Below are 26594 nucleotides of genomic sequence, written 5' to 3'. Positions count from 1 at the left end.
ATGCCAGCAGATTTAAACGGATGGAAAGGCAGCGGCGATAACAGCCAAAACAAATTCGAACCTCCCAAGTTCGAGCCTCCTAAATTTATCAAAAACGGAGGAAGTACGGGATTAATCATAGGTGCGGTTTTACTTTTATTTATTTTTCTTTTTAAGCCGTGGGTGATTATTAACGAAGGTGAAGTGGGGATTTTATCCACAACCGGTAAATTTTCTCAAAAACCTCTGCTTCCGGGGCTTCATTTTTACGTGCCGGTAGTGCAAAAAGTAATAGTTGTAGATACGAAAGTGCATATGATAAGCTACAAAAGAAACCCGGAAATCGGGACAATGCCCGATAGATACGGAACTATAAAAGTATATCCGGCTATTAACGTGCTTGATGCAAGAGGTCTTCCTATTACGGTAGAACTTTCAGTAAGCTACAAACTAAACCCGAGACAAGCTGCTTATGTAGTAAAAACATACGGGCTTAATTGGGAAGATAAGATTATAAACCCGATAGTTAGAGACGTGGTTAGAAACGTGATAGGAAAATATCCTGCAGAAGAACTTCCTATGAAAAGAAACGAAATTGCAGCGCAAATAGAAAATCAAATAAGAGAAGAACTTGCGAAAATCCCAAATCAGCCGATTATATTTGAAAGTTTTCAGCTAAGAGATATTATCTTGCCTGAAAACATCAAAAGACAAATCGAAAGAGTGCAAATAGCAAAACAAGAAGCCGAAAGAGCGAAATACGAAGTATTAAGAGCAAAACAAGAAGCTGAGAAAAAAGCGGCTATCGCAAGAGGTATTGCGGAAGCTAAAAAAATAGAAGCTCAAGGTAAAGCCGATGCGATGCTTATCGAAGCGAACGCTCAGGCAAAAGCGAATATGATTATCGGAAAATCGTTAAGTACGGAGCTTTTAAAACTTAAACAAATAGAAGTTCAAGGTAAATTTAACGAAGCTCTTAAAAACAATCCGAATGCAAAAATTTTCTTGACTCCTGGAGGAGTGGTTCCTAATTTATGGATGAACGTTCAAGACGAAAAAAAGGCGATATCTAAAGGACAATAATGGTCGATTTCGAAAAAAACGGCGGGCTTGTGCCCGTTATAGTTCAGGATGTTGATACGAATGAAGTTTTGATGCTTGCTTATATGAACGAAGAAGCTTTGAATCTTACTCAAAAGACGGGTTATGCCCACTATTTTAGCAGAAGCAGAAATAAGCTTTGGAAAAAGGGTGAGAGTAGCGGACATACTCAAGAAGTAAAAGAGATTTTGGTCGATTGCGATAACGATACGATTCTTTTAAAAGTTAAACAAAACGGACCGGCTTGTCATACGGGAAGAAAGTCTTGTTTCTTTACTAATTTGCAAACCGGTGAAGTTACTATGGACAAAGAGAAAGAAATAGAGTATAATTTCGTAGATAAGCTGTATCATACACTGCTTGATAGAAAAAATGCAAATCCTGAGACTTCATATGTTTCTTCGCTTTACCACAAAGGTGAAAATTCAATCCTCAAAAAAGTAGCCGAAGAAGCCGCGGAGTTTTGTTTTGCAGTTAAAGATAACGATAAAAAAGAGATTATCTACGAAGCCGCTGATTTGGCATTTCATACTTTAATCGCTTTGGCATATAAAAACATACATCCCGAAGCTATTTTAGAAGAGCTCAAAAGACGCGAGGGCGTTAGCGGCATCGAAGAGAAAAAGAGTCGAAAAAAATGAGATTGCCGTATTTTACGATACTCCATTGGCTCGACATAGCCTTCTTTTTAATTTTATTTATATTTTTAGTTATCCTATCGGTAAAAGCGGCACAAAATAGTGTGAAGTTATTACTAAGTATGATATTTGCTTCTTTTATAGTTACCGCATTCGGAGCCGTTTTGGGACTTGTTATTCTTGAAAAATATACGAAAAAAGCGGAACTTTTGAATGTGGAACAAAGAAGAGTGCTTATCAACGAGACGTTAGTCTTAAAAGGTAGAGTTAAAAATATAGGTAAATTTAAAATTAATTATTGTAAGCTTGAGATTAAGCTTGTGAATAACGGCTGGGGAGGCGGCGGTTTTACTAAGGGTACGTTTTTCAAACCCGGAGGTCTTTCACTTTTCGGAAGCAAAGACGAAAAAAAACAAAGACCTAACGTAGTAAAAGCCGTCAGATACATTATAACGGACGGATTGAATCCAGGAGAGATAAAAAATTTTTCCGCAATTATTCCGTATCCTCCGTATTTTAAAAACACCTACCTAAACTATAAACTCTACTGCCATTAAAAAATCAAACATAAAAAATAAGGAACAAAATGACATTTAACGATTTTAATTTAAAAAAAGAGATTTTAAGAAGACTTGAAGAGATAGGTTTTGAAAAACCGAGTCCTATTCAAGAAAAAGCAATTCCCGTGGTATTGGAAGGAAAAGATGTAGTGGCTCAAGCTCAAACGGGTACGGGTAAAACGGCGGCATTCGGCCTTCCTATTCTTAGTAAAATGAAAAAAGGAGAAAAAGCACTTGTAATTACTCCTACTCGTGAACTTGCTATTCAAGTAAGCGAAGAAATTTTCAGATTCGGAAAATATTTAGGAATTCACACTGCAACCGTTTATGGAGGAAGCAGTTATTCAAGACAAATCAAACACATCCAAAACAGCGAATTCATAGTAGCGACTCCCGGAAGACTTCTTGATTTGCTTAAAAGCGGGAAAATAGACATAGCTCCGAGTTATGTTATTCTTGATGAAGCGGATGAAATGCTTGATATGGGATTTTTGGATGATATAAAAGAGATTTTTAAATTCGTACCGAGCGATAGACAAACATTACTTTTTAGTGCGACTATGCCTGAGCCTATCAAAAACTTGGCAAGAACAATTCTAAAAGAGCCTGAATTTATAACAATTACAAGAAAACAAGTAACAAACGAAAACATAAAAGAGTATTTTTACGTAATTGACGAAAACGAAAGAAAAGATGCTCTTATAAGACTTATCGATTACAAAAATCCGAGTAAAGCGATTGTATTTTGTAGAACTAAAAAAGACGTTGACGATATAGCGGAATACCTAAGAGGTGCAGGATTTGAAGCAAAAGGGCTTCATGGTGATATGGACCAAAGAAAAAGAGAAGAAGTTATTCGTGCGTTTAAAAACGACAGACTTGAAATTTTGGTAGCGACCGACGTTGCAGCAAGAGGTCTTGATGTAAATAACGTAACTCACGTATTTAATTATCATTTGCCGCTTGACCCGGAAAGCTACGTTCATAGAATCGGAAGAACGGGAAGAGCAGGAAAAGAAGGTATGGCGGTATCTCTTGTAACTCCGCACGAATTTAGAGCGCTTAATAGAATTCAAAAAATTTCTAAAATTGAACTTAAAGAAATTCCTACTTTAAGTGACGTAAAAAATAGCGAAATTAAAAAAATTATTGAAAAAGTAAGCGAAGTCGAGCCGAATGCGAAGTCGATCGAAATCGTAGAAGAGCTTCAAAACGAATACGACTTATTCACTATCGCTTCAAAATTTGCAAGTATGCTTTTTGAAAAAGAAGCGGACGGAAAAGAGAGAATCGGTAAAAGCCTAAAAGAAGCCAAAAGACTTCTTGAAAGAGAAAAACAATTTTCAAATAGAAATAGAGATTCAAGAGGCAGAGGTAGAGGCAGACATAGAAATAACAGAGGCAGAAGAAGATAATTATTTTTTCTTCTTTTTTAGTACGTGATTATCCAAAATCACGCAACTAAAAATCCCTTCGAATACTTTAATCTCGTTTAAAGTCCCTACGACTTTAACTTCGACTTTTCTTTTTTCTTTCATTAATATTTCACTGACGAATTCAACCGTGTCTCCGACTTTTACGGGAGCTAAAAATTCACAATTCGTCGCTTTTACAAGAACTACGTAAGGTTCGTTTACCGTAGCCATAGCACAAAAATCGGCAGCACCGAATGTAAATCCTCCGTGAACCAAACCTTCTTCATCAACAGCCATATCTTCTGTTGTTTCGAGAATTACTTTTGCGCTTGATTCGTTAAGTTCTACAAGTCTTCCGAATTTCGGATTAAATTTGAGGTGGGTTTTTAATTCTATATTTTCCATTTAATCTCCTAAAAGTTTTTTTGCTATTTTATCCAAATCTTTTTGAATAAAAAGAGGATTGAATATTTTCAAAAACGGGTGTGAAATTTCGAAATACTCTTTTTCGTCAAACAAGTTTATAGCCCAAGTAAAAGGGATTTTGTTTGATTCTAAGTAGTATTTGTTTAATAAAAAGTCGTTAATCATTCCAAGTTTGCTGCCTATTACCAAAAAAAGCTTTGCGTTAAAAAATTTTAAAAAATCCATCATATAAAAGTTTTCGCAAACAGGCACCAAAATCCCTCCGGCTCCCTCTATTAGCAAAATATCGCATAGAGGTTTTATTTTTTCGTATGATTTTTTTATTTTTTCAAAATCGACTTCTCCGCTTACATACGGAGCTGCCGGTAAAGAGTGTCTGATAGGTACGATATCTTCAAGACTTAAAGATTTTAGGTTAGGGTTATATTCTTTTGCTTTTTCAAATAGTTTTTTGCCATCAAGCGGTACATCCTTAACTCCCGTTTCTATCGGTTTCATCACTCCCACTTTGTATCCGAGTTTGCTAAATTTTTCTATAAGTTTTAAGGTCGAATATGTTTTTCCCCGGTCGGTATTGTTAGCGGATATGAAAATATTCATTTTTCTCTCCTATTTTACTACATAGCTTTGATATCCGTTGATAGAGTGAAAAACTACTTTTTTGAATTTATATGCATACGTTTTTATCAAAAGTTTTTGCAAAACGGGCTGAATTGATGGCATAAACCACGCATCATTGCTTAGGGCTATTATATATTTCGGGTTTAGTTTATACAAATCTTCAATTGTGGCTTCGTAACATATTGCGTTTATGAATTTTATCTTTTTGATAGTGAAAATTCCGAAATGTGAGCTTGTTTTGTAATCGCTCGCACCTCTGAAAAAGATTTTATTAATCTCTTCTTGAAAAAACGGAAGAGGAATATACTCTCCAAAAGGAACTAAAACGTGTTTGTCGAGGATTGTTACTTTTTTATTTTCAAAAACATAAGTGGAGTTGTAGTATTTTTGGTTTTTTAGGTGAAGCGCTCCCGTGATGATTGTGATTTTTTGAGATAAGTTTATAAGTTTTTGCATCAGTTTTTCGTTTGTGTTTAAAAACAGAGGAAAAGCGGATTCAGGCAGAACCACTACGTCGTAGTGTTCTTTTATCGCGTCGTTAATATATTTGAAATTGTCTTTTATCTCTTTTGGGATGTATGAGGGCAGCCATTTTTTATCTTGTGGTACATAAGTTGTAACGAGTTTTATTTTTAAAGGAGGGAGAGTTAACGAGGGTTTGGGTAAAATCAGGGCAATTAAAAGCAAAAGTATAAACCCCGGGCGTTTTGCTTTGAAAAAAAACGCCGATAAAACGATTAAGCCAAGAGTTGTTTTATATGGAGTAAAAAACGAATTTGCAAGGAGGACTTCCGGTTTTAGCCAATCAAACGTAAAAGGTCTTAAATAATCGAATCCGAAAATCAAAAAAACTCCCCAAAGTATTTTAGAAATTTCGAAATTTAAAATTTTAAACTTAAAAATATTAAAAATTTTGTCAATTCCCCAAAATATGAGTCCGTAACCGATACCGAGTCCTAAAATTATTATAGGAATCATCCATGTCAAATCGTAGTATCTAAAGCTAAGTCCGACCCACCAAAACCAAAAAATTCCTATAAAAAAACCGGTTTGAAAATAGCTTTGTTTAATATTCAAAAAACTATATATTGCTACAATGCTTATAATGCTGATTATTAATTGCAAAAAGAAATTTTCTCCAAAACTCGAGAGATATAGGGGTGCGGAGAAAAGAATTGCAGTAATTAATGATTTTGTGTTAAAATATCGCTTAAAAAAGGACTTACATGAATTTTCTATACGCTGCTGGGGAAGCTGGTGCGAATCAACCGAGTTTACTTGCATCATTATTACCTCTTATTATTTTATTTGCCATTTTTTATTTTCTTGTTATTTTACCACAACAAAGACAGGCAAAAAAACATAAAGAGATGGTGGAGAGCCTAAAAAAAGGTGACAAAATCGTTACTACAGGCGGAATTATTGCTGAAGTTGTAAAAAACGAACAAGACTTTATCAAAGCTAAAATTGCGGATAACGTTGAAGTAAAAATCGATAAAGCGGCGGTGGCAAGAAAGCTTGACGATGAAAAAGCTTAATTACAGACTTGTAATTTTTCTTCTTGCTACCCTTTTTGGTATAGCTTTTACGATACCTTCTTTTATCGGAAAACAGCCTCGTGTTAATTTGGGTCTTGATTTACAAGGCGGAATGTATTTAGTTTTAGGTGTTAAGACTGATGAAGCGATAAAAAACCAAATCAAAACAATTGCATCTACAATTAAATACATCAGTCAAAAAAAAGAGCTTTTTATAGATAACCTCAAAATCCACGGAGATAAAATCACTTTCGAGCTTATAGACAAAGACGATATGAAAAAAATGGACGAAGAGCTTAAAAACATAAAAGGTATCAAAGTTCAAAAACAAGTTAAAAACGGAAGCGTTTATTATACGATTTCTTTAACTCCTCAAGAAATCCAAAGAACAAAAGAAAACGCAGTTAAAATTGCCGTACAGACAATCAGAAGCAGACTTGACGCGTTCGGGCTTGCTGAACCGAGTGTTACAAGACAAGGTAAAGATAAGATAGTTGTCGAGCTTCCGGGAATTAAGACTCAAAAAGAGAAAGAAAACGTTAAAAAACTTATCTCAACCGCGGCTCATTTGGAGCTTTATTTGGTGGATGAAGAACATAGAGCCACAACTCCTGCGGAAGCTAAAAAATACGGGGATATATTATTGCCAGATAAAAACAATCCGAAAAGAATGTGGCTTTTGAAAACTCCTCCGGTACTTGACGGGAGTATGATTACGGACGCAACGGTAGGATTTACTCAAAAAACCAATCAACCGGCTATTTTCTTTACGTTAAACTCTCAAGGAGCTCAGATTTTCGGAGACGTTACGGGTAAAAACGTAGGAAAAAGACTTGCAATAGTAGTTGATAACAAAGTATATTCGGCTCCTACTATTCAAGAGAGAATCGGTGGAGGTAGCGGTCAGATTACCGTAGGAAGTCCTGAAGAAGCTCACGTACTTGCTATTGCTCTAAGAAGCGGGTCTTTGCCGGCTCCTGTAGTGTTGTTGGAACAAAGAAGTGTTGGGGCGAGTCTTGGTGCGGATAGTATCAGACAATCTATGATAGCGCTTATCAGCGGATTTGTTATTGTAGTAATTTTTATGGCTTGGTACTATGGACTTGCCGGGATTATTGCGGATATCGCGCTTGTTACGAACCTATTTTTGATTATCGCTATTATGGCGATTTTCGGAGCTACATTAACGCTTCCGGGAATGGCGGGTATCGTTTTAACCGTCGGTATGGCCGTGGATGCCAACGTAATTATTAACGAACGTATAAGAGAGCTCATACGCGCCGGAAAACCAATAAAAGCGGCGATTGAGGGCGGATATAAAAACGCTATGAGTGCGATTTTGGATGCGAACATTACGACTTTGATTGCCGCAATAGCACTTTTTGCATACGGTACCGGAACGATTAAAGGTTTTGCTATTACTATGGCTATCGGTATTTTGGCAAGTATGCTAACGGCAATTTTAGGAACGCACGGAATTTGGGAATATCTGCTTGCAAGCGGTAAAAAAATCACACCAAAACATTTCGGAATGAAGGCTTAATATGGAACTTTTTTCACAAAACAAAGTTTATGACTTTATGAGCAAAAGAAACCTGTTCGTTTCTATATCGCTGATACTTATATTTTTAAGCCTTTTTTCTATTTTTACAAAAGGTTTTAACTGGGGTATCGATTTTAGAGGCGGTATTGAAATACAGGTGAGATTTGATAAACCGGTACCTATTTCGGAAGTTAGAAAACTTATCAGTAAAGAATTTAAAGGTGCCAATATTACGACTTTCGGCTCACCTAATGAAATTTTGATTCGTTTAAATGTGGACCAAGTAAGCGGAGACGTTCAAAAGTCTCTCGGAGCGGAAGTAAAAAAACTTCTTTCACCTCTTGGAAATGTCGATATCAGGAGAGTCGATATCGTTGGTGCTAAAGTAGGGAACGAACTAAAAGAAAAAGGACTAAAAGCCTTAGTATTTGCGATAGTGGGTATTTTGATATACGTAGCAGTTAGATTTGAGTGGCGATTTGCCGTAGCTTCGGTGCTTGCGTTGATGCACGATACTATCATATCTCTTGGAGCTGTGAGCTTTTTTCATATTGAAGTGAATCTTGATGTGTTGGCGGCTGTGTTGACTCTTATGGGATATTCTCTAAACGATACTATCGTCGTATTCGATAGAATCAGAGAGCAAGTAAGAGAATCGAGCATTAGAGACTTAGCGACACTTATTAACGACGCTATTTCCAAAACTCTTAGCAGAACGGTTTTAACTTCACTTACGACTTTCTTTGTCGTATTGACTTTATATCTTTTCGGTGGAGAGATTATCAAGCCGTTTAGTTTTACATTGCTCGTAGGTATAATCGTAGGTACTTATTCGTCAATTTTCATCGCTTCGCCTCTTTTAATCTGGCTTGGATTTAGAATTGACGATTATAGAAAAAGACTTATGGAAATCGAAAAAAGAAAAAGAGAAAAAGAAAAAATGAGAAAAATGTACGAAGGCGGTGTCGTATAGCCTAAAAGGAGGTAAAAATGGATTGGGGAAAAGTAATATACGTCTTTTTCCAGCTTATGAGTTTGACGAGTGTTGCGGGGTTTTTATACGATCACAATAAAGTAGCGCTTTTTATAGCTTTGAGTTTGAATCTTATTTCGACTATTTTAAAAATCGGTATCAGAAATATCGTTGCCGCCGAACTTTTTGCGGCGAGTTTGGTTGCGGATTTACACCTTATACCGGCGTTTATTTATCTTGAGATTAAAAACGATTTACCGGCGGCTTATGCGATGGCAATCGGTGCTTTGATAGCGAATATAGTAACGATTATTTTAAGTTTTATAGAAATAGCAAAATCAAAAGACGCGTGGGATTAAAGGAGAGTTGATGAGAGAATATAAACCGGCTGAAATTGAAGTAAAGTGGCAAGATACGTGGGATAAAGAAAAGGCGTTCGAGCCAAAAGAAGATAAAACATTACCGAAAAAATATATTTTATCTATGTTTCCGTATCCGAGCGGAAGAATTCATATGGGGCATGTGAGAAACTATACTATCGGGGATGCTCTTGCGAGATATTACAGAAAAGAAGGATACAACGTTTTACATCCGATTGGTTGGGATAGTTTCGGTATGCCTGCTGAAAACGCCGCTATTAAACACGGCGTTCATCCTAAAAAATGGACTTATGAAAATATCGATTATATGAGAAAAGAGCTTAACCGCTTGGGACTTTCTTTTTCAAAAACACGCGAATTTGCGACAAGCGACCCCGAATACACCAGATGGGAGCAAGAGTTTATTATAAAAATGTATGAAAACGGCTTGCTAGAGAGACGTACTCAAAAAGTGAATTGGTGCGAGACTTGTCATACCGTACTTGCAAACGAACAGGTAATCGACGGATGTTGTTGGAGATGTGACAATCCTATAGAGATTAAAGAACTTCCGGGCTGGTATATAAAAATTACGAAATATGCCGAAGAACTTCTAAACGATATGGAAAAAATAAAAGACGGCTGGCCTGAAAAAGTACTTACAATGCAAAAAAATTGGATTGGAAAATCTACCGGGCTTAAATTTAAATTTAACCTTTCAGACGAAAGTCGCAAAAAATTAAATGAAAAATTCGACGGATATGAAGTATTCACAACTCGTCCTGATACTATTTACGGAGTTACATATTCGGCTCTTGCGCCTGAACATCCGATTATCGATTATATGCTTGAAAATAAACTTTTTGATGAAGAAACCGAGAAAAAAGTGAGACAAATACGCTCTATTCTTCCAAAAGAGCGCCAAGCTATGGAAAAAGACGGAGTTTATTTGGGAATAGACGTTATTCATCCGCTTACGGGTGAAAAAGTACCGGTATGGATGGCGAATTTCGTACTTATGGATTATGGAAGCGGTGCGGTTATGGCGGTACCAGCACATGATGAGAGAGATTTTGAGTTCGCTACTAAATTCAATCTGCCTATTAAGTGGGTGATTAAACCTGAAAACGGAGAGCTTGATAAAACTAAAGCTTATACGGAGCCGGGTATTTTAATCAATAGCGGTGAATTTACCGGAATGAGAAGCGAAGAGGCAAAAGAAGCCATAATGAAAAAATTCGAAGAACTCGGTATCGGTAAAAAAGTGACGAATTATAGACTTAGAGATTGGGGAATCAGCCGCCAAAGATATTGGGGTGCTCCTTTGCCGTTTATTAAATGTCCTAAATGCGGAATCGTACCTGAAAAAATAGAAAACTTACCTGTTACACTTCCTGAAGACGTAGAAATTACGGGTAGCGGTAATCCGCTTGAAATGCATCCTACATGGAAAAAAACGACTTGTCCGGTTTGCGGCGCTGAGGCTGAGAGAGAGACCGATACTATGGATACTTTCGTTCAAAGTAGCTGGTATCAATTCAGATATGTAAGCGATTTTCATAAATATAAAGACGTGCCGTTTAGAAAAGAAGACGAAAAATATTGGATGCCGGTAGACCAATATATCGGTGGAATCGAGCATGCTATTTTACATCTTCTTTATGCGAGATTTTTCACAAAAGCTTTAAGAGACCTCGGGTATGTGAGTGTGGATGAGCCTTTTGCAAGATTGCTAACTCAAGGTATGGTGCTTAAAGACGGAAGCAAAATGAGTAAAAGTAAAGGAAACGTGGTAGACCCTGATGAGATTGTCGCAAAATACGGAGCCGATACGGCAAGATTATTTATTTTATTTGCCGCGCCTCCTGAACAAGAACTCGAATGGAGTGATAGCGGAGTCGAGGGTGCTTACAGATTCTTAAACAGACTATATCAAAACGCAAGCAAGTGTTATAAAACTGATAAAATTCCTCAAATCGATATTTCAAAACTTACAAAAGAGGAAAAAGAAGCGAGAAGAAAAGTATATGAAACGCTAAAAAGAAGTAAAGATACGTATGAAAAAACGTTTGCTTTTAATACTCTTATCGCAAGTGCCATGGAAGCTCTGAACGCTCTAAATAAAATCGACAACAAAGATATTTATACGGAAGGGTATTGGATTTTGATGAACGTGCTTGAGCCGATTATTCCTCATATTACAAGCGAAATTAGCGAAGAGTTATTTAACAGAGAAAACTTCAAGCCTATAAAAATAGACGAAGAAGCTTTGAAAAAAGACGAAATCAACTACCCTGTGCAAGTTAACGGTAAAAAAAGAGCCGAAATCAGCGTACCTGCTGATGCGAATAAAGAGGAAGTTTTGAAAATCGCAAAAGAAGCGGTCGCAAAACAGATTGAAGGTAAAGAGATAGTAAAAGAGATTTTTGTTCCGGGAAGAATTATAAATATCGTAGTTAAGGGATAAATTTGAAAAAATTCTCCGTTTTTCTTCTTTTTTTTCTTATCGGATGCGGATATAAACCAAGTACGCTTTACCAAAATAAGATTTTGGGCGATAATATAAATGCAAAAGTAGTGATTGACCCTAAGAATCCAAGAGAAACTATTTTCTTAACGGATGCGGTAAGAGACGCGATATATACGGTTTTTGATAAAAATCTCTGTTTTAGCGGTTGTGATACTACGCTTGAGGTAAACCCGAGCGCTTCATCTTTAATACCGCTTGATTATGACGAAAACGGATATCCGATTCTTTATAGAAGTAAGGTGGTTTTGAAAGTGACTCTTAAAGATAAGAGCGGAAAAATCAGAAACTATACCGTTACGGGAACTTACGATTTTAACGTAGCACCCCAAAGCGTCTTGACCGACCAGATAAAACTTGATGCCTATAAAAAAGCGAGTATAAACGCCCTAAATAGACTTTTTGCAAAAATAACAAAAGACGGAGCCGAGCAATGACAATAAAAGAGATAGCAAAAAAAGCCCTAAATCATTTCAAAAACAGAGGATACGTATTTACGCCTGACGAATATCAAGAAATATTTTGTAAATATGCAAAGCAATACGGAGTGATTGTAGAAGATTGTAATAAAGTTTCTTATTTTCTCTCTAAGCTTGATAGTAAATATAAAGCGATAGCTAAAAATTACAATATTAAAAATTTAGACGAACTTGTCGTGTTTTTGATAAATTATCTCAATCGAGAAGATGTAAGCAAAGAAAAAGAGAATATCGAACAGCTTTTTATCTATACAAAAAGAGCGCTTGACGTCATTGCCGTGCTTCCTATTGTCAAATCAAAAAAAATAGCTATGAAACATTTGGATTTTATTAAGCCGTATATGGAAAAAGAAGAATGGGAGAAGCTAAGAAGCGAGTGGATTGAATTTTTGGACGGATTTGACGCTTCGATAGTTAGACGAGGTGCTGCGATTGCAGGAGTTAGGAGTGAGGACGCTCTTGAGGTTATAGAAGCATTGATAAAAATAGTCGAAGAAGGTCCGGATTTATCTCATCTTGTGGATAGTATAATCTACACACTCACACCAAGCTACGCACCTTTTATGGATGATGAGATTGCGGCTTTAAAAAGACAATTAAAAGAAGATTCAAGCATTATATTAACTCCCGCTTTTGCGGAGGATTTGAGAATTCTGACGAACAAAAGAATAAAACTCGATAAAGAAGAATTGAAAAGAAAACTAAAAGATTTGGACCAGATTGCGGAAAGGTTGTCTATTAAAATATTAAGAGTACTTCAAAAAACCGGAGACTCTTCTCAAGAGATTAAAGATATTAGGGTTGAACTTCAAAATTGGAGACATGAGGGAGAAGATTTTGAAAGTATAAAAGAAAAGCTTTTAAGAATTGCTATCTCTCTTGATAAAGAGCTTGACGAGTTTCAAGAAGAGATGAGAAAAGAAGATGAAGAGATTGAAAGCCTAAAAGCTAAAATCAGAATGCTTGAGAAAAAAGTAAAAAAACTCTCCCAAGAAGTGAAAACGGACTTTTTAACCAATATTGCCAATAAAAAGGCGGTAATGGAAGAGCTAAACAGGCAAGAGAGCAGCTATAAAAGATACGGAACGAATTATTCTCTTGTATTTTTCGATATCGATCATTTTAAAAATATCAACGACACCTACGGACACGATGCCGGGGATGTGGTGCTAAAATCGCTCGGTCTTTTGTTTAGAAGATACGCAAGGGATGTCGATTTGATAGGTAGATTCGGGGGAGAAGAGTTTGTGGCCATATTGCCGAACACAAATAAAGAAGGTGCGTATAAATTCGCCGAAAAACTAAGAAATATAGTTCAAAAAGCGAAATTTATGTATAAAAATACAAGAATTCCCGTAACCGTTTCGGCTGGTGTGGCAAGCAGAGAAGAGGTGAATTCTAAAGAAGAGCTTTTGAAAAAAGCGGATGAGAGACTATATCTTGCAAAAAGAAGCGGAAGAAATAAAGTTTGCGCCGATGATGAGTGTAAGTGAGTTTTTGAATAGAAAACCTCTTTTTTATAAAGAGATTGACGTTTTAAGAATGCCAAAAGCGTATAATCTTATTCGTAATAAAATCAAAATTCCTCCCGTAATTCATATAATAGGTACGAACGGAAAAGGTTCTACGGGTAGGTTTTTGGCTCATACTCTTTTGAAAAGAGGGTATAAAGTGGGGCATTATACCTCTCCTCATATTATGAAATTTAACGAAAGAATCTGGATAAACGGAGAAAATATCAGTGATGAATTTTTAGAGGAAGTTCATCAAAAACTTCAAAAATTACTTCCTAAAAACGTTATCGATTCGCTTAGTTATTTTGAATATACGACCTTTCTTGCGGCGCTTTCTTTTGAGGGGCTTGATTTTGTGATTATGGAAGCGGGTCTTGGCGGTGAATTTGACGCTACTAACGTTTTTGAAAAAGAGATATCTCTTGTGACGACTATAGATTTGGACCACCAAAGCTTTTTGGGTGATAATATCATAGATATTGCCACAACAAAACTCAATTCTATTCAAAACGAAGCAATTATCGGAAAACAGATTCACGAAGATGTCGAATGGGTGGTGCAAAAAAAGATAAATGAGGGTAAAAAAATATATAAATATCTCGATTTTTTCGAGATGGAAGAGATAGAAGAGTTAAAAAAAGAGTTTAAATTTGCTAAATTTTTGTTTCCGAATTTCTTGCTTGCGATGAGTTATTTGAAAAAAAGAGGTATTTCTTTTAGTCCTAAGGATTTGAATGATTTAAGACTTCCCGGAAGATTTGAGGAGATTGAAAAGGATTTGTGGATAGATGTGGGGCATAATCCTCTTGCGGCAAGGGAGATTGTAAAATCTTTGCCTAAAAAAGTGAATCTTGTATATAACACATACGCCGATAAAGATTACGAAGAAATTTTGAAGATTTTAAAACCTAAAATTAACAAACTCTATTTGATAGATGTAAAAAACGATAGAATAGAAGAAAAAGAAAAAATAAAAAAAACGGCCGAAAAATTGGGTATTGATGTGGAAGAATTTAAGAAAATCAAAAAACCTATGCTTGTTTTCGGGAGTTTTAGCGTTGTCGAGGAGTTTTTGAAATGGAAAAAATCTCTAAAATAGTCGAAGTTATAAAAGAATATAATCCGAAATCTATTTACCTTTTCGGTTCAAGAGCCAGAGGCGATAATTTAAAAACTTCCGATATCGATATAGCTGTGGATTTGAAACTCGATTTCAGAGAAAAAAGAAAATTAAAAGAAAAAATAGATAAAGTTGCGGGACTTTATAGTGTGGATTTGGTTTTTTTTGATGAAATGAGTGAAAAATTTAAAGAAAAAGTGATTAAAGAAGGAAAAAAATTATGACGAAATCCGAAGCTCTTTTAAAGATTGAAAATTTTCAAAAAGCTTTAAGCAGACTTGAAGAGGGGGTAAAAGAGGCAAAAAACGAACTTGATAAAGACGGAGTTATTCAGAGATTCGAATTTACGGTGGAACTTTTATGGAAAGCTTTAAGGGCGATATTATTGTACAATGGTATTGAGTGTTATTCTCCGAGGTCTTGTGTGAAAGAAGCTTTTAAAGCAAATATAATTCCTGATGAAGAGGTAATTTTAGACATGATTGAAGATAGAAACATCTCTTCTCACGTTTATAACGAAGAAAAATCCGAAGCTCTTTTTGAAAGAATAAAAAACGTCTATCTTAAATATCTTATAAATTTGAATTTAAAGGTGTAAATTGCAAGCGAAAGTATATGAGTTTTTGAAAGAGAATAAAAACAATATCGTAACGGCTAATATTAAAGAGGCGTTGAATATTGCGGAAGTATATAAATATTTAGATATACCCGTTGTGGTTTTTCCTGATTTTAGGGCGGTTTTCGGAGATGATTTGAGAAGTTTCAGAAAAGAGATATTTGAGCTTAATAACGCTTTATATAAATATTACAACGAAAATTATTATTTCGTCTCTCCTTACGCTACGCTTATGAAAAAACTTCCCGTAAAAAGATATTATCGGGATATTGATATAAATTTCGGAGATGAAATAAACCTCAACGAACTAAAAGAGACGTTAATTTTTTGGGGATATGAGGTTGTTGATATCGTGAGCGAAAAAGGTGAGGTGAGTTTTAGAGGGGATATTTTCGATATTTGGCCTATTAATTACGAAAAGCCTTTTAGGGTCTCTTTGTTTGATGTTGAGGTGGAAAGTATAAGAATTTTTGACGAGACGAATCAAAAAAGTATCGAAGAAGTGGAAAGTTTTAAGATTATTCCGGCAATTGCCGCTTTGGATAAAGAGGAGTACGAAAAAATCCAAGACGAAATAGCAAAAAGCGAGTTTGCGACATTTTATAAAGATTTTTATTCTCTCGGGTTTTGGTTTTTAGAAAGAGATTTTATAAATGATTTCGTTTTGCTTCACGATATAACTCAAGAGATAGAAGAATACAGGGAGTTTTATAAAGAGTTTAACGAAGCCGTTGTGAATGCTAAGATAATTCCTCAAGGTGAATGCAAGGATTGCAAGTGGAGAATAGAGGATAAAAAAATATTGATTGATCAAAAACCTTGGGATGGCAAAACTCCTCTTGAAATAGTGGCTAAAAACGAAATTTTACTTAAAGAATACGACCTTTTTGAATTTGTAAAATATAAAGCTCCGCTTGTAAAATGGATAAAAAATTCGGCTCATGTCAATTTTGCTTGCAATGACAAAATAGTTATTTCTCTAAATCCTCCTGAATTTGAGAAAAAAAGAAAAGTCTCTCTTGCGATAGACGAGCTTAAAAAAGGAGATTTCGTAGTTCATCAGCAGCACGGAATCGGTAAGTTTATGGGGCTTAAAAAAATGGAGGTTTTAGGAAAAATAGGAGAATTTGCGGAAGTGTTATATGCTAATGACGATAAATTGCTTTTACCTGTCGAAAACCTTAATTTGATAGACAGATATATTGCCCCGGGCGGTGTAATTCCTACACTTGATAAACTCGGAAAAGGTAGTTTTGCAAAAAAACTCGCAAAAGTAAAAGAAAAAGTTTATGCAATTGCAGCGGATATCATAAAACTTGCCGCCGAGCGTGAAGTGATAGAGCCTATTAAGTTGGATTTTAAAGGAGTGGAAGAGTTTATAAAAAAAGCACCTTTTACTCATACGCCGGATCAGAAAAAGGCGATTGAAGAGATAATTAGCGATTTCAAGTCAAAAGTTATGGATAGGCTGCTAAGCGGTGATGTCGGTTTTGGAAAAACCGAAGTTGCGATGGTTGCAAGCTTTATAGTGGCAAAATCGGGCTATCAGGTGGCGGTAATTGCACCTACTACCATTTTGGTTAATCAGCACTACGAAAGCTTTAAAGAGAGATTTAAAGATTATCCTGAAATTAAAATTGCCAAACTTGACAGATTTACTTTAAGCAAAGAGAAAAAAGAGATAATCGAAGGCGTAAAAAAAGGCGAAATAGATATCTTAATTTCAACTCATGCCGGACTTAACGTGGAATATAAAAATTTAGGGCTTGTGATAATAGACGAAGAGCACAAATTCGGCGTAAAACAAAAAGAGGCGCTCAAAGAATTCGCTAAAAACGTACATACTTTATATATGAGTGCGACGCCTATACCAAGAACTCTTAATATGGCTCTTAGCAAGATAAAATCAATCTCAACTCTCGAAACCGCTCCAAAAGGCAAACAAGAGACCAAAACGTTTGTAAAAGAGTGGGATGAAAATTTAATTAAAGAAGCGATTTTAAGAGAAATCAGAAGAGGCGGTCAGATTTTTTATATCTATAACAACATCGCGTATATCGAACAAAAGAAAAAAGAACTTCAAGAGTTGTTGCCAAATCTTAGAATCCTAACTCTTCATGCCAAAATGACTCCGAGTCAGATAGAAAAAGGGCTTGTTGATTTTATAAACGGAAAATACGATTTGGCTTTGACGACTACTATCGTAGAAAGCGGGATTCATATTCCTAATGTCAATACCGTAATCGTAGAAAACGCCGATAGATTCGGAATAGCGGACTTGCATCAAATAAGAGGAAGAGTGGGGCGCGGTAAAAATGAAGGGTATGCTTACTTTTTGGTAAAAGATAAAGAAGAGTTAAGCGAAGATGCCAAAAAAAGACTTTTGGCTCTTGAAGAGAATTCGTTTATCGGAAGCGGACAGGTTTTGGCTCTTAAAGACCTTGAAATTAGAGGCGGAGGAAATATCGTAGGTGCCGAGCAGTCCGGACAGGTTAAAGGGGTTGGGTATTCGATGTATATCAAAATGCTTGAGGATACCTTAAAAGAGATGTTGGGTGAGAAAAAAGAAGAGAGCGAAGTTGAGGTTAAGCTAAATATCAACGCATATCTTAGCGATAAAATTATTACCGAAGACAGACTAAGACTTGATTTATATAAACGTCTCTCACGTGCCAAAACGTTAAAAGAAGTGTTTGAAATCGAAAAAGAGATTGTCGATAGATTCGGAAAAATAGATACACCTACTCAAAACTTCATAGAAAAGATAAAAATAAAAGTTTTAGCACAGCAAAAAGGTATAAAAGCTATTTCAAACTACGGACAAAATATTTCTATACAATATGAAAACGGAGAAAAAGAAGTAATAAAAGCTCCTGCTAAAGATGATGAAATAATTCTTGAGACAATTATAAATAAACTGAAAGAAAAATGATATAATTTCAATCCCTGGAGAGGTGGCCGAGTGGTTTAAGGCGCACGCCTGGAACGCGTGTGTGGGTTAACGCCCACCGCGGGTTCGAATCCCGCCCTCTCCGCCATTACTTCAAAAACTCCGTAATTTCGGTATCTTTAAAAAATTAACGAGGTAAGTGTCAGTCGTTTTTGGCGGATTTTTACTGACAATTTAACTGACAGTTAATAAATAAAGAGAATAATATAAACTTAAACTTATATACTTATATAATATTTAGTTCAAAAACATAAAAATTAAACGTATTCCCTTCAGAAATTTTCATTTCAATTTTATCTAATTTATTGTATAGTTTTGGATACACAAGTATAGGGTAAATTTTTTTATTCTTCATTCTTACTTCGCAATCTCTTTGAAGTTTAGCAATGTCATCAAAATTTATATATTCTAAAGAATCAATGATTTTCCATTTAGCATCTATTATTAACATAGACTTGTTTAAAGTAATTACTACATCTGGTTTTGATTTTTTTTCTACTATTTTATTTTTATTTTTTAACTTATATTTTTTTATGGGCTCTTTTTCTACTAAAGAATATTTGAATTTATGTTTAAAATAATCATAAATTATAAACTCATACAATTTCTCAGGTCTTATAAATAATGAGTCGGAATAAAGATTATAGTTGATATTTTTGTTTTCTTCTTCCAAAAAATTCTCCATTCCAAATAAAGATAGAATATTAAAATATAAACTTTTTGTATTTTCTTTTTTATTAAAGATTTTATATGTTTTGTTACTTGTTAAATTTTTTAATGTTAATTTATAACCGTCATCGGCTCTGAACTTTCTTAACAGAAAATTTTGTAATTTTTTAGTTTTTTTTAATAATTGATTTTTATATTTTTCATCATTGATAAGACTTATTTTAAATCTTTTAAATAACTTTAAAGATGCATAAGTTATATTTGCAATTTCTGAAAATTTTTTATATTTTGTTTTTATTTGGTGTATTTTAGTTTTGTTTATTTCTTTTATATTTTTGATTAAGTCAATCTGATATTTAACAGATTGGGATATATATGGTATTTTTTCTTTTTTTAACGACTTATAATATTTAAAAAACTTTTCAATCTCATTTAAAATTGATAAAAATTTATAAAAAACAAATTCTTCAATTTCTGTAACTTGTCCAAGATTTTTATCTTTAAAAACTGTTGCCAAGTCTTTATTGGTTTCTTTTTTTTTATAATTATATTCTTTATATTTATTGCTTATTTCATAATGTTTTATCAAAAAGTTTATAAATATTTTTACTTTTTCATTATCAGGTAAATCTGAACTTATAATTTTAGGCAAGATATATATTTTATAATATATATCCTCGTTTTGAAACAAAAAATATCCGATATAATTATTTGATGCTTTTTCAAAAATGAAATTAAACTCTTTTTTAATTTTTTTTTGATTTATACCATCTAATTCATCTAACAATACATCTATTTTATCGCTTTCACTTATAAAAATGACTTCATTTTTCATTGTTGTTATTACTTAAAAATGAATATATTTTATTTTGCAAATAATCAACTATGGTTTTATAATTTTCCCAGTTTTCTTCTTTAAATATTTCATTGTCTAAATTTAATTTATTTATTGTTTTATCAAATATTTTTTTGAGTGTTTCAAATTCAATTTCTTTAATCTCTTTAAATTCCACAATCACTTTTAAAAGCGCTTTGTAAAACTTTTCATTTGAAAAACCGTTTACATCAATCCAGTTAGCATGACCTATTAAAAATCTGTCCGGATGTATTTCATCTTTAAATGTTTCTAAAATGGCATTATTCATTGTTTCAAAAAATTCTTTTACTTTTTTATCTTTTATAACATTTGGATTTGGATAGATTTCTATAACGTCAAATCTTCTGAGAAGATTGTCTTCAATTACTTTTTTATCATCCCTATAATTTGAAGTGCAAAAAACATACAGATTATCAGGAAATATCATTTCTCTAAATTCCCCGTCGCTTACTAAATTCGGAATTTTTACAGAATGAAACGAATGTCCATCTGCTATATTGTTTTCATAAAATTTTATTAAATCTTCGATAGAATATTCTTGTGCCAAATCTGCATTTAAATCTTTTAATTTCGCTCTTTTCGAAGGTTCTATTAAATAAATCAAATCCCCTATTAGTTCATTAAGGCTGTTTTCTTGAATCTCTTCAAGTACCAGTACAAAAGGCTCGTAAGGATTGTATAAAGCATTTTGAATATGATTCAAAACCAAACCTTGTTTTTCTTTATAAATAACTTGTTCATTTTTTGTGGTAATGGCAATTCCCTGCATCAAATCAGCATTTGAGGAAGCAGAATGGATGTTTATTTTAAGAACATTGTTTTTATAATTTTCAGTACCTTTTTTTAATTCGAGTTTCTCTTCTATAATTTTGTCAATTGTTGTTGACTTCCCTGTGCCTGGGACACCCTTAAAAAGGATGTTTTTTAGGGGGAAAGACAAATTTCCGAAAGAAGTTAAGTTTAACAACTGTTTATTGTTTTCAAAAGTATCTATGTTTTTACTTTTAATGTTTAAAATAAAATCCGCTTCTTTTTCATTCAATGAAACAAATGTTTTTCCGTTTTTTGTTTTATATAAAACGGTGTAGGGCAAATCTGTTTCAATTTCCGTAAATTTATCGACTTTGTCTAATTTTTTATTGTTAAATCCATATTTTTCTATTACAGTAAAAGCGGCTTTGTTTAAATCGTCGTAAATAAAAATTTCGTCGCCTTCCTTTAGTTTTTCATAATTTTCATATTTTGTAAAATCTAGATTTTTATAATTTCTTTTTCCCATCCAAATCATAGTATTTCCTCCAGTTTATCAAAACAATGTAACTGTAACTTTCCATCATAAGGAACACCTATATATTGTTTACCGCATCCTTGCACTTCGAATAAAGTAAATTCTGTTTTCGAGTTACCAAATTTTCCTTTTTCATTAGTTTTTGATATATTAAAGTTGTTTAAAAAGTTTTCATTTATATAATCATGGCCATTCGGTGAATTATCAATCAATATGCGGTATAAGTTTTCTTCAGGTTTTTTGGGATATTTTTCTAAAATATATTTAAAAAAATAATCTATTTTTATTTTAATGTGACAGTTTTGATTATCAAATATGATAAAAATCTCAATTATGTCCCTTGGCATTATGTTATTATCGTTTACATATGATGTCAACTGAAACCTTAATTCGTTATTTGGTTGCTCTCTAAGGGTTAAATAAATGCTTTTAGACTCATAAGTTTTCCCTTTTACAACATCAATTATTGAACAAGATACTTTACTGGAGCCGCCTTTGTTTTCAATTTTTATGTCTGAACCGTTAATTTTAGTGATTTTTCCATTTTTTGCTTTTTCCCATAATTTTTGAAAAACTTTTGAATTTGTTACATTGATATATTTATCACTTCCTGCCCATCCGCATAACTGTCTGTTTGCAATAACCCTGATTGTATAATTGTTTTCACCTATTGTTATTTCTTGCATTTTAATTTCCTTTATGTAACAATTTTTTATAAACCCTTGCAAAAACCCTTGACATAAGAGGGGGGACCGCGTTTCCTATTTGCATAAATGTGTTTAAATACGGTCCTAAAAATAAATAATCATCGGGAAACGACTGTATTCTGGCCGCTTCTCTTGGAGTGATGCTTCTGATTTGCGTAGGATGAATATGGGAATGCCCGTCCATTTTTAAATGAGCGGTAATTGTTCTTGAAGGTAAATTTTCAACTAATTTGAAATATTTATCTTTAAATATATGGTTTCTGTGTTTATACGGCATAATATGTTGAATTGATTTTGCCGTTGAATCTTCACCTTGTTTTAAAAGGGAATATATTTGCCTATCATTTTCATTGGTGTATCTTGCCTTGTGGTTAAACACAAATATATTTGATTTATGGTTGTTTATTATATTAAGGTATTCATTTGTTCCATATGTGTTTATGTCAACTTTTTTACCTGAATGTTCGCAATCTTTTTCTGTCATGTTTTTTATTTTAGCGCATTCTAACGGCTTTATGTTTGACAAGGCATCTTTTAATACAAATTTTGGATTTTTTTGTAATTCTTTGTTAATTTCTTTAATAACGTTTTCTACTTTAATAGAATGTTTTTTGGCAAATTTTTTTTCAATTCCTATATAAAACAACCTGATTCTTTTTTGGGGAACTGAAAAATCTGTGGCATCAAACAAATCATATGCCACGTCATATCCTATTTTTTTAAAATCCTGCACAACCTGATCGGCCACTTTAAGCATTCCTCTTACATTTTCCATTAAAATCATTTTCGGTCTGACCAAGTTTACAACATCAACAAAATACTTGTATAAAACATTACGGGGGTCATCTATAATTCTTCTCTGATTAGCCGTGCTGAATGACTGACAAGGAGGTCCGCCTATAATAACGTCTATTTCAGAACACGCAAAATTATTAATCTCATTTACCAATTCTTTTATGTCTTTTTTTATAATTCTGTCGGAACTAATTTCAGGATGATTGAATTTATATGTTTCTAAAGCGGTGTCGTCAATGTCGTTTGCCAGTTCGACTTTAAACCCTTCTTGTAAAAACCCTAAACTAAAACCTCCGGCACCTGCAAACAAATCTATCAAATTATATTTTTTTTCTTTTTCTTTTTGTTGCAGTTCATGCCTATATGTATTTGAAAATTTGTTTAAAAACTTTAAATTTAAGCATTCATAATAATATAAAGATTTATGTAACAAACTGTATCTGCTTTTTAATAATAATTTTAAATGTTTTAATTCTTGGGTGTTTTTTATAATTCCCATTTCCAACAATTTGGACACGACAATGATATTATCTTGTTTTTCGATTTCAAATGCTAAAAAATTTTTAAATATGTCAGGATGGTTTCTGTAAATATACTTCGTTACCATATCTATGATTAAATCAATTTTTTCAATAAAAAATTTTTTTTGCTTCGTTGACAAAACAAATATATCATCATACAGCATTAAAAACCTTTGTCTATTTTTCTTAAATATTTTTTTATTACGATAGCTATATATTTTGCCAACAAAGGGGGAACAGCATTTCCAATTTGTTTAAACTGTTGGGTCATAGAACAAGGAAACACAAAATCATCCGGAAAAGATTGCAGTCTTGCAGCTTCCCTGGGCGTCAAAGTTCTGGATTGTGTAAAGTCCGGATGTATAAATTGATTACCGTCTTTTGAGAGGTGCGCTATTATTGTTTTTGATGGTGCGTCATAAAATTGAACAGCATAACTATTGTTAAACAATCTGTTTTTTTCATGTTTTAGATGCGGATATTTTTCATATAATTCAAATAATGTGATTTTTTCTTTAGCCATTATTTTATATCTTTCCTGATCAAGTTCATTATGGTTTCTGGCAACATGATGACAAAGTTTCATAGTCTTTTTTTTTCTTATAAGTTTAAGATAATGATTCCATTTTTTTATTGTATGTACAATACATTCTTCCCCTTCTCCGGGTTTAAGCTTTGGTAAATCCGCTATGGCATCTTGTACAGTGGTGTTTTTTTTATGTTTTGCAATATTATTTAAATCTTTATATATGTTTTCCACTTTTATTTTTAAGTCTTTTCTTACACCTATAATTATAACCCTTTTTCTTTCTTGAGGAATTCCAAAATCTTTTGCATTTAGTGTTAAAATCTTTTTGTTTTCCAGTATGTTGTAATTCTGTTTCATGTCTTTAAATATGTCTTTAATAATATATTTACCGTTTATTTTAGTTGACAATATCCCAGTTACATTTTCAAAAACAAAAAATTTAGGTTTAAAAAAGTTTAAAATTTTTATGTAGTTTTCATATAAATAGTTTCTATAGTCACATTTCATACCATGTTTATCTCTGGCTTTGCCTAATGAAGAAAAAGACTGACAAGGAGGTCCGCCTATAATAACGTCAACTGTATCATCATTTATAACTTTTTGCAATTTGTCATGAATCTCGGGATTTGTAATGTCTTCTTCCAGAACTCTTTTGGTAACATCCTCTTTTGAATAACCATAAAATTCCATTCTCTTTCTTAATGTCTGACAAGCGTATTTATCTATTTCTATATGTGCTAATGCTTTGAAGTTTGTTTGATAAAATCCCTCTGCAAATCCGCCTGCTCCCGCAAACAAATCAATAAAACCATACGCCATTTATTTCCTTTTAAGACATCAATGATAACTTGTTGAAATTGTATCAAATAATGTATTATATAATTAAATAATTAAAAAACTTACAATAAAAAAGGTTAAATATGACCAGATCTGAAAATATGAAAAGAATAAAATCGAAAGACACATCAATTGAATTAATTCTTCGTAAAAATTTATGGAAAAAAGGTGTAAGATATAGAAAAAATTGCAAAGATGTTTTTGGAAAACCAGACATATGTATTAAAAAATATAAGCTTGCTATATTTTGTGATAGCGAATTCTGGCACGGAAAAGATTTTCTTGAAGGCAAGATACCTAAAACAAATCAAAAATTTTGGATTGAAAAATTTCAAAGGAATATTTTGCGCGATAAACAAGTTAATTCATACTTGGAGGAAAATGGATGGATAGTTTTGAGATTTTGGGAAAAAGATATTAGAAAAAATACGGATGAATGTGTAAAAAAAATAATTCAAACTATAATTGATTTAAAAAAGCAAAATGGCTTTCTCAATAAAACTATGAAAGTTTGACACTAACGGGTGAAAAAAACACAAACAGCTTGTCCAAATTAGATATTATGACCACTCTAATGAACCCTTATTTGTATTAATTGCAAATGAATTTGTTTTGTTTTTTTTATTATATGTTTTATTTTCTTTTGTTGTTTCCTTTTCATCTTTTTTTATTTCCGCATAATCCCTTTCAACTTTAAGTTTAGCGTTTTCATTTTCTAAATCTTTAATTTTTGTTTTTAAAATTTGATTTTTTTCTTTTTCTTGTTTCAGTTCTTTTTGAAGTTGTTTAACTCTGAAAACTGCATCAATAAATTCTTTACCGTAGTCTTTTGTAGGTGATGTTGTGGATTTGATTATCGTTTTAGCCTTATCTGTTTTAATAACTTTTTCTTTATTGAGGATACTTGTTTCGGTTGAGTGTTTCTCGATAAGCTCAAGCTGTCTTTTTCGGATTTTCTCTTTGATTGAATTTTCAAATTCGTTTAGCATATGATTTATATCTTTAAGCTCCGTTACTTTTAAAAGTTTTTTGATTTGGGATAATGTTTGATAATCTTCTTTGGTGAAAATTTTGTATTGTTTGTTTTCTTCTTGGAGTTTATTATAGTCTTTCATCTGTTCTCTTAACTCTTTGATTCTTTTTTTCAAATCCTTTTTTGGTAAGTTCGAGTTTTCTGATTTTGGCGTCTTTAAGCAATAAATCTTTTTTAAGTTTTTTGTTTTCCTCTTCAGTTTGTTTTCTTAAATTTTTTTTTTTTTCAAGTTCTTTTTTTAATTTTAAAACTTCATCGTTTTTAAGTTTCATGGCTCTTTTGTATTCGTAGGTATTAAGTCTTTTTGGTCTTTTTTTCTTTTCTTGCGTATAGTTTACGCCTCTTGGCATGTTTAAGAGTTTTGCGATTTCATCCTGAAGGGTGATTAAATCTTTTCTGTCCATTTTTCTTCTGACACTCACACCTTCGTTGTCTATTCCCATAAAGAATATATGAGCGTGATAGTTTATAATTTTGTTTCCGTTTTCGTCAATGTGTCCTTCGTCTTTGTGGATTGAGTATTGGATTACATTTGTGTTATATCTTTTCTCAATAAACCTGACTACTTTTTCCAAATCTTCTTTTGAGTGTTTTTCATTAAGGTTGATTATCGCACTGAAAAGGGTTATCGTTTTTTTATGAAGTTTTTTACCAGTTCTTCTTTGATAAAGTTCCGTTCTTTTTTTAAGTTCCGAAAAGTATAACTTCATGGCTTCATTTGCTTTTATATTGCAGTAATTATTATCTTTACTAAATATTGGATTGTTTGTGTTCTTTTCCCTGCTGTTGTGATAGAATTCACCGATATTCGCTTTTTCTATATGGATTGAGGATTTTCTAACCATAGCGTAACTCCTTTACGCACTTGCGATTGTGAGCTTGTCGAACAATTGCGTAGTGCGTACGCACTACACGTTTTCGTAAACTCAAACGTTCGTGCTTTTCAATCTATTTATATGAGTTTGAATTTTTTTAATGG

The 26594-nt window shown here is 33.1% G+C and carries 26 protein-coding genes and 1 tRNA gene; 17 read left to right on the top strand and 10 right to left on the bottom strand.

The features are described 5' to 3' along the window. The 4 genes from EDC58_RS06065 to EDC58_RS06050 are packed head-to-tail and all read left to right on the top strand — an operon-like array spanning window position 1 to window position 3693. Window positions 1–1062 (top strand): SPFH domain-containing protein, encoded by a 1062-nt coding sequence (locus tag EDC58_RS06065; protein ID WP_123352615.1) that lies wholly within the window; start codon window positions 1–3, stop codon window positions 1060–1062. After that, window positions 1062–1721, top strand: a complete 660-nt coding sequence (gene hisIE / locus EDC58_RS06060) for a bifunctional phosphoribosyl-AMP cyclohydrolase/phosphoribosyl-ATP diphosphatase HisIE (RefSeq protein ID WP_123352614.1) — start codon at window positions 1062–1064, stop codon at window positions 1719–1721. Before EDC58_RS06065 ends, hisIE begins: the two co-directional genes overlap by 1 nt. Beyond that, window positions 1718–2275, top strand: a complete 558-nt coding sequence (locus tag EDC58_RS06055; RefSeq protein WP_123352613.1) for a DUF2393 family protein — start codon at window positions 1718–1720, stop codon at window positions 2273–2275. Before hisIE ends, EDC58_RS06055 begins: the two co-directional genes overlap by 4 nt. A 29-nt stretch (window positions 2276–2304) precedes the next feature. Next, complete coding sequence (locus EDC58_RS06050) at window positions 2305–3693, top strand: DEAD/DEAH box helicase (RefSeq protein WP_123352612.1); 1389 nt, start codon at window positions 2305–2307, stop codon at window positions 3691–3693. On the opposite strand, the gene EDC58_RS06045 is transcribed toward EDC58_RS06050, so the two are convergent. Genes EDC58_RS06045 through EDC58_RS06035 form a run of 3 tightly spaced genes read right to left on the bottom strand, consistent with a single transcriptional unit; the run spans window position 3694 to window position 6024 of the window. Further along, window positions 3694–4098 carry a hotdog domain-containing protein gene (locus tag EDC58_RS06045; RefSeq protein ID WP_123352611.1) on the bottom strand — a complete coding sequence of 135 codons (405 nt, stop codon included), beginning with the start codon at window positions 4096–4098 and terminating at the stop codon, window positions 3694–3696. Then, complete coding sequence (gene bioD / locus EDC58_RS06040; RefSeq protein WP_123352610.1) at window positions 4099–4719, bottom strand: dethiobiotin synthase; 621 nt, start codon at window positions 4717–4719, stop codon at window positions 4099–4101. A gap of 9 nt (window positions 4720–4728) precedes the next feature. After that, entirely contained in the window at window positions 4729–6024 is a 1296-nt protein-coding gene (locus tag EDC58_RS06035) for an apolipoprotein N-acyltransferase (protein ID WP_170151122.1), read from the bottom strand. On the opposite strand from EDC58_RS06035, the gene yajC reads away from it, so the two are divergent. The 12 genes from yajC (at window position 5967) to EDC58_RS05975 (ending at window position 18447) form a co-directional block, all read left to right on the top strand. Continuing rightward, complete coding sequence (gene yajC, locus EDC58_RS06030) at window positions 5967–6278, top strand: preprotein translocase subunit YajC (protein ID WP_123352672.1); 312 nt, start codon at window positions 5967–5969, stop codon at window positions 6276–6278. The two genes, EDC58_RS06035 and yajC, sit on opposite strands and share 58 nt — an antisense overlap. Continuing rightward, a complete protein-coding gene (secD, locus tag EDC58_RS06025; protein WP_180937081.1) occupies window positions 6265–7821 on the top strand; it encodes a protein translocase subunit SecD in 1557 nt (518 codons plus the stop codon). Before yajC ends, secD begins: the two co-directional genes overlap by 14 nt. A 1-nt stretch (window position 7822) precedes the next feature. Then, the gene (gene secF, locus EDC58_RS06020) at window positions 7823–8794 is read left to right on the top strand and encodes a protein translocase subunit SecF (protein ID WP_123352607.1); all 972 of its coding nucleotides are present in this window, start codon (window positions 7823–7825) and stop codon (window positions 8792–8794) included. 17 nt (window positions 8795–8811) lie between these two features. Further along, on the top strand, window positions 8812–9153 hold the full coding sequence (locus EDC58_RS06015; protein WP_123352606.1) for a DUF6394 family protein: 342 nt from the start codon (window positions 8812–8814) through the stop codon (window positions 9151–9153). A 10-nt stretch (window positions 9154–9163) separates the two neighbouring features. Further along, window positions 9164–11620 carry a leucine--tRNA ligase gene (leuS, locus tag EDC58_RS06010; RefSeq protein WP_123352605.1) on the top strand — a complete coding sequence of 819 codons (2457 nt, stop codon included), beginning with the start codon at window positions 9164–9166 and terminating at the stop codon, window positions 11618–11620. 2 nt (window positions 11621–11622) lie between these two features. Beyond that, entirely contained in the window at window positions 11623–12117 is a 495-nt protein-coding gene (locus EDC58_RS06005; RefSeq protein ID WP_235823184.1) for a hypothetical protein, read from the top strand. Beyond that, a complete protein-coding gene (locus EDC58_RS06000; RefSeq protein ID WP_123352603.1) occupies window positions 12114–13652 on the top strand; it encodes a sensor domain-containing diguanylate cyclase in 1539 nt (512 codons plus the stop codon). Before EDC58_RS06005 ends, EDC58_RS06000 begins: the two co-directional genes overlap by 4 nt. Beyond that, entirely contained in the window at window positions 13585–14772 is a 1188-nt protein-coding gene (locus tag EDC58_RS05995; protein ID WP_235823183.1) for a bifunctional folylpolyglutamate synthase/dihydrofolate synthase, read from the top strand. The genes EDC58_RS06000 and EDC58_RS05995 overlap by 68 nt, the downstream gene beginning before the upstream one ends. Beyond that, complete coding sequence (gene mntA / locus EDC58_RS05990; RefSeq protein ID WP_123352602.1) at window positions 14751–15017, top strand: type VII toxin-antitoxin system MntA family adenylyltransferase antitoxin; 267 nt, start codon at window positions 14751–14753, stop codon at window positions 15015–15017. Before EDC58_RS05995 ends, mntA begins: the two co-directional genes overlap by 22 nt. After that, on the top strand, window positions 15014–15391 hold the full coding sequence (locus EDC58_RS05985; RefSeq protein WP_123352601.1) for a nucleotidyltransferase substrate binding protein: 378 nt from the start codon (window positions 15014–15016) through the stop codon (window positions 15389–15391). Before mntA ends, EDC58_RS05985 begins: the two co-directional genes overlap by 4 nt. 1 nt (window position 15392) lies before the next feature. Beyond that, a complete protein-coding gene (gene mfd / locus EDC58_RS05980; RefSeq protein WP_123352600.1) occupies window positions 15393–18341 on the top strand; it encodes a transcription-repair coupling factor in 2949 nt (982 codons plus the stop codon). A 16-nt stretch (window positions 18342–18357) separates the two neighbouring features. Next, a tRNA-Ser gene (locus EDC58_RS05975) sits at window positions 18358–18447 on the top strand. Window positions 18448–18585: 138 nt separating this feature from the next. Here the strand turns inward: EDC58_RS05975 and EDC58_RS05970 are convergent. From EDC58_RS05970 to EDC58_RS05950, 5 genes are read right to left on the bottom strand one after another with little or no spacing between them, the layout of a single operon-like run. Beyond that, window positions 18586–19863, bottom strand: coding sequence for an McrC family protein (locus tag EDC58_RS05970; protein ID WP_123352599.1), 1278 nt, complete (start codon window positions 19861–19863; stop codon window positions 18586–18588). Next, on the bottom strand, window positions 19853–21193 hold the full coding sequence (locus EDC58_RS05965; protein WP_123352598.1) for an AAA family ATPase: 1341 nt from the start codon (window positions 21191–21193) through the stop codon (window positions 19853–19855). Before EDC58_RS05965 ends, EDC58_RS05970 begins: the two co-directional genes overlap by 11 nt. After that, complete coding sequence (locus tag EDC58_RS05960; RefSeq protein WP_123352597.1) at window positions 21190–21879, bottom strand: hypothetical protein; 690 nt, start codon at window positions 21877–21879, stop codon at window positions 21190–21192. The genes EDC58_RS05965 and EDC58_RS05960 overlap by 4 nt, the downstream gene beginning before the upstream one ends. Window position 21880: 1 nt before the next feature. Then, window positions 21881–23380 carry a DNA cytosine methyltransferase gene (locus EDC58_RS05955; RefSeq protein WP_123352596.1) on the bottom strand — a complete coding sequence of 500 codons (1500 nt, stop codon included), beginning with the start codon at window positions 23378–23380 and terminating at the stop codon, window positions 21881–21883. Beyond that, window positions 23380–24564, bottom strand: coding sequence for a DNA cytosine methyltransferase (locus EDC58_RS05950; RefSeq protein WP_123352595.1), 1185 nt, complete (start codon window positions 24562–24564; stop codon window positions 23380–23382). Before EDC58_RS05950 ends, EDC58_RS05955 begins: the two co-directional genes overlap by 1 nt. A 101-nt stretch (window positions 24565–24665) precedes the next feature. On the opposite strand from EDC58_RS05950, the gene EDC58_RS05945 reads away from it, so the two are divergent. Next, window positions 24666–25097 carry a very short patch repair endonuclease gene (locus EDC58_RS05945; RefSeq protein ID WP_123352594.1) on the top strand — a complete coding sequence of 144 codons (432 nt, stop codon included), beginning with the start codon at window positions 24666–24668 and terminating at the stop codon, window positions 25095–25097. Window positions 25098–25142: 45 nt separating this feature from the next. On the opposite strand, the gene EDC58_RS05940 is transcribed toward EDC58_RS05945, so the two are convergent. Together EDC58_RS05940 and EDC58_RS05935 are read right to left on the bottom strand one after the other, a co-directional pair. Then, window positions 25143–25730, bottom strand: coding sequence for a hypothetical protein (locus tag EDC58_RS05940; protein WP_123352593.1), 588 nt, complete (start codon window positions 25728–25730; stop codon window positions 25143–25145). Next, window positions 25684–26460, bottom strand: a complete 777-nt coding sequence (locus EDC58_RS05935; RefSeq protein ID WP_123352592.1) for a plasmid recombination protein — start codon at window positions 26458–26460, stop codon at window positions 25684–25686. Before EDC58_RS05935 ends, EDC58_RS05940 begins: the two co-directional genes overlap by 47 nt. Window positions 26461–26594 lie beyond the last annotated feature (134 nt).

Source organism: Caminibacter pacificus (assembly GCF_003752135.1).
In the GTDB taxonomy this organism is placed as follows: Bacteria; Campylobacterota; Campylobacteria; order Campylobacterales; family Nautiliaceae; genus Caminibacter; species Caminibacter pacificus.
The sequence above is the reverse complement of the archived record's forward strand: the minus strand, read 5'-3'. Positions and strand labels throughout refer to the sequence as shown.

Bases quoted from the DNA above. Each gene is read 5' to 3' on its own strand.
- EDC58_RS06015 (WP_123352606.1), top strand. From the start codon at position 8,812: ATGGATTGGGGAAAAGTAATATACGTCTTTTTCCAGCTTATGAGTTTG.
- leuS (WP_123352605.1), top strand. From the start codon at position 9,164: ATGAGAGAATATAAACCGGCTGAAATTGAAGTAAAGTGGCAAGATACG.
- EDC58_RS05945 (WP_123352594.1), top strand. From the start codon at position 24,666: ATGACCAGATCTGAAAATATGAAAAGAATAAAATCGAAAGACACATCA.
- EDC58_RS05935 (WP_123352592.1), bottom strand. From the start codon at position 26,460: ATGGTTAGAAAATCCTCAATCCATATAGAAAAAGCGAATATCGGTGAA.
- EDC58_RS05955 (WP_123352596.1), bottom strand. From the start codon at position 23,380: ATGCTGTATGATGATATATTTGTTTTGTCAACGAAGCAAAAAAAATTT.
- EDC58_RS06055 (WP_123352613.1), top strand. From the start codon at position 1,718: ATGAGATTGCCGTATTTTACGATACTCCATTGGCTCGACATAGCCTTC.
- EDC58_RS05965 (WP_123352598.1), bottom strand. From the start codon at position 21,193: ATGATTTGGATGGGAAAAAGAAATTATAAAAATCTAGATTTTACAAAA.
- secD (WP_180937081.1), top strand. From the start codon at position 6,265: ATGAAAAAGCTTAATTACAGACTTGTAATTTTTCTTCTTGCTACCCTT.
- mntA (WP_123352602.1), top strand. From the start codon at position 14,751: ATGGAAAAAATCTCTAAAATAGTCGAAGTTATAAAAGAATATAATCCG.
- EDC58_RS06000 (WP_123352603.1), top strand. From the start codon at position 12,114: ATGACAATAAAAGAGATAGCAAAAAAAGCCCTAAATCATTTCAAAAAC.
- EDC58_RS06065 (WP_123352615.1), top strand. From the start codon at position 1: ATGCCAGCAGATTTAAACGGATGGAAAGGCAGCGGCGATAACAGCCAA.
- yajC (WP_123352672.1), top strand. From the start codon at position 5,967: ATGAATTTTCTATACGCTGCTGGGGAAGCTGGTGCGAATCAACCGAGT.
- EDC58_RS05995 (WP_235823183.1), top strand. From the start codon at position 13,585: ATGAGAGACTATATCTTGCAAAAAGAAGCGGAAGAAATAAAGTTTGCG.
- bioD (WP_123352610.1), bottom strand. From the start codon at position 4,719: ATGAATATTTTCATATCCGCTAACAATACCGACCGGGGAAAAACATAT.
- EDC58_RS06035 (WP_170151122.1), bottom strand. From the start codon at position 6,024: ATGCAAGTAAACTCGGTTGATTCGCACCAGCTTCCCCAGCAGCGTATA.
- EDC58_RS06045 (WP_123352611.1), bottom strand. From the start codon at position 4,098: ATGGAAAATATAGAATTAAAAACCCACCTCAAATTTAATCCGAAATTC.
- EDC58_RS05985 (WP_123352601.1), top strand. From the start codon at position 15,014: ATGACGAAATCCGAAGCTCTTTTAAAGATTGAAAATTTTCAAAAAGCT.
- secF (WP_123352607.1), top strand. From the start codon at position 7,823: ATGGAACTTTTTTCACAAAACAAAGTTTATGACTTTATGAGCAAAAGA.
- EDC58_RS05960 (WP_123352597.1), bottom strand. From the start codon at position 21,879: ATGCAAGAAATAACAATAGGTGAAAACAATTATACAATCAGGGTTATT.
- EDC58_RS05970 (WP_123352599.1), bottom strand. From the start codon at position 19,863: ATGAAAAATGAAGTCATTTTTATAAGTGAAAGCGATAAAATAGATGTA.
- hisIE (WP_123352614.1), top strand. From the start codon at position 1,062: ATGGTCGATTTCGAAAAAAACGGCGGGCTTGTGCCCGTTATAGTTCAG.
- EDC58_RS05950 (WP_123352595.1), bottom strand. From the start codon at position 24,564: ATGGCGTATGGTTTTATTGATTTGTTTGCGGGAGCAGGCGGATTTGCA.
- EDC58_RS06050 (WP_123352612.1), top strand. From the start codon at position 2,305: ATGACATTTAACGATTTTAATTTAAAAAAAGAGATTTTAAGAAGACTT.